General features: G+C 71.3%; 1 pseudogene. It reads left to right on the forward strand.

What is annotated here, in order from left to right:
- Positions 1 to 607 (forward strand): annotated as a pseudogene (locus JCM9942_RS17650) (anhydro-N-acetylmuramic acid kinase); the annotation flags it as partial.

Here is a 607-nt window from a genome sequence, read left to right on the forward strand (position 1 = left end):
ATCGGCTCGCACGGCCAGACCATCCGCCACCGGCCGCTGGCCGACCCGGCTTTCACCTGGCAGATCGGCGATGCCAGCCGCATCGCCGAACTGACCGGCATCACCACGGTGGCCGACTTCCGCCGACGGGATGTCGCCGCCGGGGGTCACGGCGCACCGCTGATGCCGGCGTTCCATCTGGCCATGCTCGGCAGCACCGGTGAGGACCGTGCGGTGCTCAACCTGGGCGGCATCGCCAACCTGAGCCTGATCGCGCGTGACGGCAGCATCCGCGGCTTCGATACCGGCCCGGCCAACGCCCTGCTCGATGGCTGGTGCCAGCGCCACCTGGATTGTCCTTACGACGCCGACGGCGCGTTTGCCGCCCGCGGCCGGGTCGACGAGGTCCTGCTGGCGAAGCTGCGCGCCGAGCCGTGGTTCGCGCTGCCGCCGCCCAAGAGCACCGGCCGCGAACAGTTCCACCTTCAATGGGTGGAAGCGCATTTCGCCGACACCCCGCCGGTGCCGGCGGATGTGCAGGCCACCTTGCTGGAGCTGACCGCCGCCACGGTGCCGATGCGCTGCTCGCGCATCTGCCCGACGTGCGTCAGGTCCTGGTCTGCGGCGG

Source organism: Stenotrophomonas pictorum JCM 9942, from assembly GCF_001310775.1.
GTDB lineage: Bacteria > Pseudomonadota > Gammaproteobacteria > Xanthomonadales > Xanthomonadaceae > Stenotrophomonas > Stenotrophomonas pictorum.